Here is a 7,043-nt window from a genome sequence, read left to right on the forward strand (position 1 = left end):
AATGCAACCGTCAGCGTTATCAATAATCGGGGCAATCTGGGGGCAGTGTTCAAGGACGTCACCTCATCGGATGCGATGAAGGGCTACGTGATATCGGGCGTGACGGCAGGCCTGACGAAAGGGCTTTTCGATGGTTGGACAGGCACGCAGACCAATCCAAACACAGGGGCCGTTATCACTTCGCCAGCCCTCAACACCTGGACCGGCGTTGGCCAGTTTGCGGCGAACCAAGCCTTGCAGAACGGTACGTCGACTTTGCTGAGCAAAGCGCTCGGACAAGGTGGTGACTTTGGTGATGCACTCAAAGGCGCATTGTTCAATACATTGGCTGCAGCAAGTTTTAATGCCATTGGCGACTACACCCATGGGGTACTGACGGAAGGCTACCCTCCTAAAATTGTGGTTCATGCAATGGTGGGTGGCTTGCTCTCTAAGGCCACAGGCGGGGACTTCAGAACGGGGGCTTTGGCAGCCGGGATCAACGAAGCTCTAGTCGTTCATCTGGACTCTTTGGTTAAAGGCGATAAGACCCTTTTGTCCATGAGTTCACAGATTGTGGGAGTGCTGGCAGCGGCTTCGCAGAAGGATGCTGATGCTAAGTCGATCGAGAAGGGTGGCTGGGTTGCGAAGAATGCTACGCAATACAATTTCGGGGAGCATCTTCCGGCAGGATTGGCGCAGTACGGGCAGGCGTCAACTACCCTCGCCGAATACATGCAGAAACAGGGGTATTCTGCTGAAGAAGCTGCGCAAGCGCAGTTGGCCCTTGCACAAGGTCAAGGTTTTGATGGGCCACAGCCTGCGAATGAGTTTGTGAAGGCGTGGGCCATGTTCATGGCCGGAGAGCTGACAGGTGTAGGCATTGCGGCAGTTTTAGGTAAGATGGGATTGTGGGGTGCAAAAGCAACGGCGATTGAGTTTTTGCCGAAGGCTACCCGAAATAGTGCAGGACAGATTGAGGCCAATGTTAGCCAAGGCAGCGCCATAAAGACCCTTGAGTCTAATGGTTATATAAAATCTATTTCCCAGGATGGCTCAGTTACTGTGTTAACTAACGGTGAGAAAACATATCGTTTCTATCCAGCTTCGACGTCCACTGGGCAACCCTCCGCCTCGTTGACTGTAGAAGGGCTGAAAAAACCCACCGCGAAAATCAGATTCACAGAGGAGTAGTGATGGCTATTTCTAGAGTTGAAGATTTAGAATTGACTTTTTTCCTTGATAGGTTGACAGGTATTATTGACTTTAATAAAGATCTGCCGATGAAAGTGTTTACTAGTGGAGGGCTTTCGTTTTGGTTCTTTGAGAGACCATTGTTGTGTTATGTTGATGTGTGTGTCGGGTTGATCTTGAAGAGTGTTTCCAGTTTTAAGTCAGATGTATTTATAAAGTTTTCAGGAGGTGAAGCATTGGAAAAAACTTGTTTTTCTGTCGATGGAAGTGATTTGGAGAGAGACGTTTTTTGGTTGAATAAACGGTTTGAAAGTTTTTTTGATGGCGCGGTTGGTTATCCAATTATTCTATGCGATAGCGCATGCGATTGGATCGTCTTTGAAAGTGCATATGAGGAATTTGGTGTAATTGCTGTAAGGGATTCAGCGCTAAATGAAGAATTTAATGAGTATTTGGATTTAAATTTTATTTCGAAGGATACGTTAGCTGAGTTGGCAGCGGGTTCCTCAGTAGAAGGTAAAACAGCAAAAGCTCTGATGTCTTCGTATTGTAGCTAGTTTCCTTTAATCGCTGAATGGGAGCGAAAAGGGGACGGATTTATTTTTTATCCATTTGCTAGGCTGTAATTTTTTAAGAAAGGAGGTTACCTATGCCCAGAATGGGACGCATCGTTTCGGCAGACTATCCGCATCACGTTGTACAGCGTGGTGTTTGCTGCTGAAGAAAATTGCCAGCGTTATGTGAGCGACCTCCGAGAGCTCAAGAACGCATTTGGAATAAAACTATATGTCTATTGTTTGACGATAAATCATGTCCATTTGTTAGTGGCACTAGGCAAATCAGTGGCGGGACTAGGGCAGTTAATCAAGGTGCTTGCCGCTCGGGCTACTCGATATCGAAAAAAGTTAGAGGGTCGTACAGGTACGTTATGGGAGAGTCGATATAAATCAAGTTTGGTACAAACAGCGAATTATTTGCTTGCGTGCTGTCGGTATATTGAACTGAATCCAGTACGTGCCTGCATGGTAGCTGATGCAGTAGATTATCCATGGTCAAGTTATAACGCCCGTGTGGGGCATGCGGTTAATGGGGTCTGACCCTGGGGAGTCAAGAATCCCGGATATAAAGTTTTATATGAGTTTTCGAATCAAAAAGTTGAGGTATAGGCTAAAGCGTTCATTCGGTCCAATGGTTTTGATAACATTGTTAGTACTAGGACAAGAATTCCATGAGTGCAGCAGATATAGAGTTATGGTTTTATGCGCGCCCTGATAAAGCTCAATCTATAAATCAGCGACATGCTGAAGTCATGGATAGAATGTCTCGGATTGGTGCTCCTTTAGGATTTGCAGGTCTTGAGCTTCCGGCTACCCCGAGTTGCGGCGACGGATTGGTTGCAACCTATACGATTAAACTTCCCATCAGAGGGCTCCGGTGTGTGGGGGACTATGCGTATCGTGGTGATCGATACATATATGAAGATAGAGCCTCCTTTGACGAGCACTTGCGGTTTGGATTTAAAATATCAAATAAGGCTATTGATTATACGCTTGTTGTGAATGAGTATTTGCCAAAAGTGATTGAGGCGTTCAAGGGGTATAGGGCTCATGTATCCTATGACCTGTATGGTCTGTATTATCAAGGAGGGCTGAGCGATGATAACGCGGTTTATAATCGGTTGCGTGAGGACAAAACTTTAGATGTTGATGGGCGCAATAATATCTATACGCTATATCCTGCCCAGTTCTGGGATGCAGAACTTTGTCAGAGTGCTCTAGGCTATAGTCCTGATGAAGTAATTGCACGATTGGTAGGAAAGTGTCGTAAGGCGGTACGGCTGATGGGGGGGTCTATTTAATTCTCAACGATGACCCGAGCATGTCCTATGAGACTTTTGTACAAATGAATGAGCAGATCAAGCCGATATTGGGTCTGGTGTAGTGGGCATATCTTGAAGGAAAGGGAAGAGGGAAGAGGGAAGGGGGACGGATTTAAATTCTCTGAATAAATAAGTCTGGCCCATTTTCTTCCTTTTCTCCACAAAGGTGGCCTGAATTATAATATGAAGCGCTAGTTATTATGCTGGTAAATGAAACGTTAAATGATTTTAGGTTTCGTTCGTTTTTTATGAGTGGAGATTTAGTATGTGAGTTTTTGGTGTTGTTTTTTAACCTGTCTTCCACCGGATGGGTATCGTTGACAATTAGTGAGGGTGTTTCAAGTTTTGTGTCGTTAAGGTTGGAGCCGGAATTGCTCGGGCTGCCTGAGGTAAATGATGATTTTTCGTACCCTGTTAAAACTTTTAGTAGTTTGAAAAGTTTTTTTTGGGTTGAGCGTTGTGGCGGTTTATGAATATAGGATGGTTGGTGTTGACGGCGGCTGTGTCGGAGTGTATTTAGAGTTTGATGGTTGCGGACTTAGTGTGCTTGAATCTGATGATTGTCTGTCAGTTGTAGAAAGTACTATTGATTTTTCTAATGGCTGCATTTCGCTGTGTGAGATAAGTATTTAGGAGGTCTCGAAGTCAGGCCATATCTTTCCAAACAAAAAAGTACAAAAAAGAGAGCGGATTTAAATTTTCTTAATATATGAATTTGACCCTTTTTCTCGCTGTGAATGTTGTCGAGGATCAGGGCGTCATGTTGCGTTCGCCTAGGAGTACTCCGCGATGGAAGAAAGAGTGACTTACGCTGAAATTAGGGCTTGGTTTTTGGGCAGTTATTACAGCTACTGCAGAGTAAAGCTTAGGCATCGAAGCGCTTGGGTCGAAGGTGAAAGCGAGGTAGGCTTTGCCTACAGCGAACTCGAAAACTCCTTCGATCTGCCCGTTGAGAAATTGATGCTTGAAATTTTAGCCCTTGTTCTTTCAGCGGGTCGATCTTCCGAGAGTGTCAAGAAATATCATATGGATTCTGCCTTAAAGCTGATCGAGAAGATTGGCCTTTCCTCTGTGTTGAAAGAGTTGCCGCCGGAAGAGGCCGCAGATTTTATAGATGATCTTCGAGTATTAGGGGTTTGTTAAACTCTGTATAAAGGTGGTTTTAAGATCGTAAGAAACCGCAGGCTCGGCAAATGTGTATCGTATCAGTCATAATGGGATTGAGTAAAATATCGCTGTCGGAGTCAGCACTAATGGCCTTGTAGTGCGCGCGAATTAGGTAAGTACATGGAGGATTTTAGAATGATCAACTTAAGACTGGCGAATGAATATCTGGCAGGGCCGATATTTTGCCCTGATTCAGATCAAATGGGGCACGTTGACATCGGAGACTTACCTGTTTCGTAACCGATCCATCACCCACACATTCAAAGCCGCCCATTGAAGCCCGATGCTGCGCTCCCGATCTCTTTCTGGAGCCGGCACCTCATGATGCGTCCCGACGCCAAAGTCGAAAAAGTTTACCTTTACCCCAAGTCCGTGAACTTACGAAAATCCATCGACGGCCTAGCCGCCCTGGTCGAGCTGGATATCAAGGTGGCCGTCTTCGACCCGGTACTTTTCGTTTTTCTGAATCGCTCCCGCAACCGGGTGAAATCCTCTATTGGGAGCGCAACGGCTTCTGTCTTTGGCTCAAGCGCCTGGAATCCGAGCGTTTCAAAACCTCGCCCGACGTCACCGACGAAGCCATCGTATTGAGCGTCCAAGAACTGAACTGGTTGCTCGACGGTTTTGACCTTTGGCGCAATCGCCCTCATCAGGTTTTGACCCCACGCTACGTAGCCTGACCCGGTATAATCCGGGCCATGATTTCCCTGCCCGACGACCTTCCTGATGATCCTGTTTTGCTCAAGCAACTGCTGCTTGAGGCACTCAGTCGCCAGGAAGAAGTGGCCCAGGCTTATCAAACCCACATCGTCGACCTGAAAGAGCAGATCAAGTTGCTGCGCGACCGCTTGTTCGGGCGCAAGTCCGAACAGACTGTCGAGCCCAACACGCCGCAACTGGCGCTGTTCAACGAGCCCGAAAGCGAGCCGATGCCGCTCGTTGATGACCCTGACGAAGAAGCCGTTGCGCCGACGCCGCGCCGCGCCGTGGCAAGCGCAAGCCGTTGTCGGCCGATCTGCCGCGTATCGAAATCATCCACGAACTGCCCGAACACGAACTGACCTGTGCCTGCGGTTGCCGCAAACACGCCATCGGCGAAGAAACCAGCGAACAACTGGACATCGTGCCGATGCAGATCCGTGTCATCAGGCACATCCGCAAGGTCTACGGTTGCCGGGGGTGTGAAACTGCACCGGTCACGGCTGACAAGCCTGCTCAGTTGATCGAAAAGAGTATGGCCAGTCCCAGCGTGCTGGCGATGCTGCTGACTACCAAGTACGTCGATGGCTTGCCGTTGCACCGGTTTGAAACCGTGCTCAGCCGACATGGCGTCGAGATTGCGCGCCAGACGCTGGCGCGCTGGGTGATCCAGTGCAGCGAACACTTCCAGCCACTGCGGAATTTGATGCGCGACCGCTTGCTGGAAAGCCCGGTGATCCACTGCGATGAAACCCGCGTCCAGGTGTTGAAGGAGCCGGATCGTGACCCGACCAGTCAATCTTGGATGTGGGTGCAGGCCAGTGGCCCACCGGACAAGAAAGTCGTGCTGTTCGACTACACCTCCAGCCGAGCGCAGGATGTACCGTTGCGTTTGCTGGACAGCTATCGCGGCTATGTGATGACCGATGATTACGCCGGCTATAACGCCTTGGTGTTGCAGCCGGGCGTGGAGCGACTGGCATGCATGGCGCATGCACGCCGCAAGTTCGTGGATGCGCAAAAAGTGCAGCCTAAGGGTAAAACCGGGAGGGCTGATATCGCGCTGACGATGATTAACAAACTGTACAGCATCGAACGCGAATCCAAAGACGCCAGCGATGAGCAACGGTTTATCGCTCGTCAGGAAAGAAGCTCGCCGATCCTGGCCCAACTGAAAAGCTGGCTGGCTAAGACCCAATCCCAAGTGACGCCGCAAAGCGCATTAGGCAAGGCTGTGCACTATCTGGCAAATAACTGGAACCGACTGGAGCGCTATGTCGAAGCGGGTTATTTACCCATCGACAACAACGCCGCTGAAAGAGCGATCAAGCCGTTTGTGATCGGACGCAAAGCTTGGTTGTTCAGTGATATCGTCAACGGCGCCGCCGCCAGCGCAAAGATTTACAGCTTGGTCGAGACCGCCAAGGTCAACGGCCAGGAGCCCTATACGTGGCTGCGCCACGTACTGGAGCGGTTGCCATATGCCTCGACGGTCGAAGACTACGAAGCCTTGCTGCCGTGGAACTGCTCACCGGAGATGCCACGGTAAACCGTTGACTCACCTTGGGATAGGTGGGGTTTATGGATCGCTTACAATGCAACCGTCAGCGTTATCAATAATCGGGGCAATCTGGGGGCAGTGTTCAAGGACGTCACCTCATCGGATGCGATGAAGGGCTACGTGATATCGGGCGTGACGGCAGGCCTGACGAAAGGGCTTTTCGATGGTTGGACAGGCACGCAGACCAATCCAAACACAGGGGCCGTTATCACTTCGCCAGCCCTCAACACCTGGACCGGCGTTGGCCAGTTTGCGGCGAACCAAGCCTTGCAGAACGGTACGTCGACTTTGCTGAGCAAAGCGCTCGGACAAGGTGGTGACTTTGGTGATGCACTCAAAGGCGCATTGTTCAATACATTGGCTGCAGCAAGTTTTAATGCCATTGGCGACTACACCCATGGGGTACTGACGGAAGGCTACCCTCCTAAAATTGTGGTTCATGCAATGGTGGGTGGCTTGCTCTCTAAGGCCACAGGCGGGGACTTCAGAACGGGGGCTTTGGCAGCCGGGATCAACGAAGCTCTAGTCGTTCATCTGGACTCTTTGGTTAAAGGCGATAAGACC

General features: G+C 49.5%; 4 protein-coding genes and 4 pseudogenes. All 8 read left to right on the forward strand.

Annotated elements, in window-relative coordinates:
* Nucleotides 1–1,173: DUF637 domain-containing protein (locus BFN10_RS17385; protein ID WP_071490721.1), on the forward strand; the 1,173-nt coding region annotated here is incomplete at its 5' end.
* Between the two features lie 2 nt (nucleotides 1,174–1,175).
* A complete protein-coding gene (locus tag BFN10_RS28880; RefSeq protein WP_083351490.1) occupies nucleotides 1,176–1,730 on the forward strand; it encodes a hypothetical protein in 555 nt (184 codons plus the stop codon).
* 92 nt (nucleotides 1,731–1,822) lie between these two features.
* Nucleotides 1,823–2,243, forward strand: a pseudogene (locus tag BFN10_RS28885) (transposase); the annotation flags it as partial.
* Nucleotides 2,244–2,401: 158 nt separating this feature from the next.
* Nucleotides 2,402–3,031 carry a hypothetical protein gene (locus BFN10_RS29290; protein ID WP_130898117.1) on the forward strand — a complete coding sequence of 210 codons (630 nt, stop codon included), beginning with the start codon at nucleotides 2,402–2,404 and terminating at the stop codon, nucleotides 3,029–3,031.
* 810 nt (nucleotides 3,032–3,841) lie between these two features.
* On the forward strand, nucleotides 3,842–4,195 hold the full coding sequence (imm2, locus tag BFN10_RS17390; protein WP_071490722.1) for an Imm2 family immunity protein: 354 nt from the start codon (nucleotides 3,842–3,844) through the stop codon (nucleotides 4,193–4,195).
* Nucleotides 4,196–4,543: 348 nt separating this feature from the next.
* A pseudogene (gene tnpB, locus BFN10_RS28890) lies at nucleotides 4,544–4,899 on the forward strand (IS66 family insertion sequence element accessory protein TnpB).
* Nucleotides 4,900–4,917: 18 nt separating this feature from the next.
* Nucleotides 4,918–6,467: pseudogene (gene tnpC, locus BFN10_RS17400) on the forward strand (IS66 family transposase).
* Between the two features lie 39 nt (nucleotides 6,468–6,506).
* Nucleotides 6,507–7,043, forward strand: a pseudogene (locus BFN10_RS17405) (DUF637 domain-containing protein); the annotation flags it as partial.

It is taken from the genome of Pseudomonas extremorientalis, from assembly GCF_001870465.1.
In the GTDB taxonomy this organism is placed as follows: domain Bacteria; phylum Pseudomonadota; class Gammaproteobacteria; order Pseudomonadales; family Pseudomonadaceae; genus Aquipseudomonas; species Aquipseudomonas extremorientalis.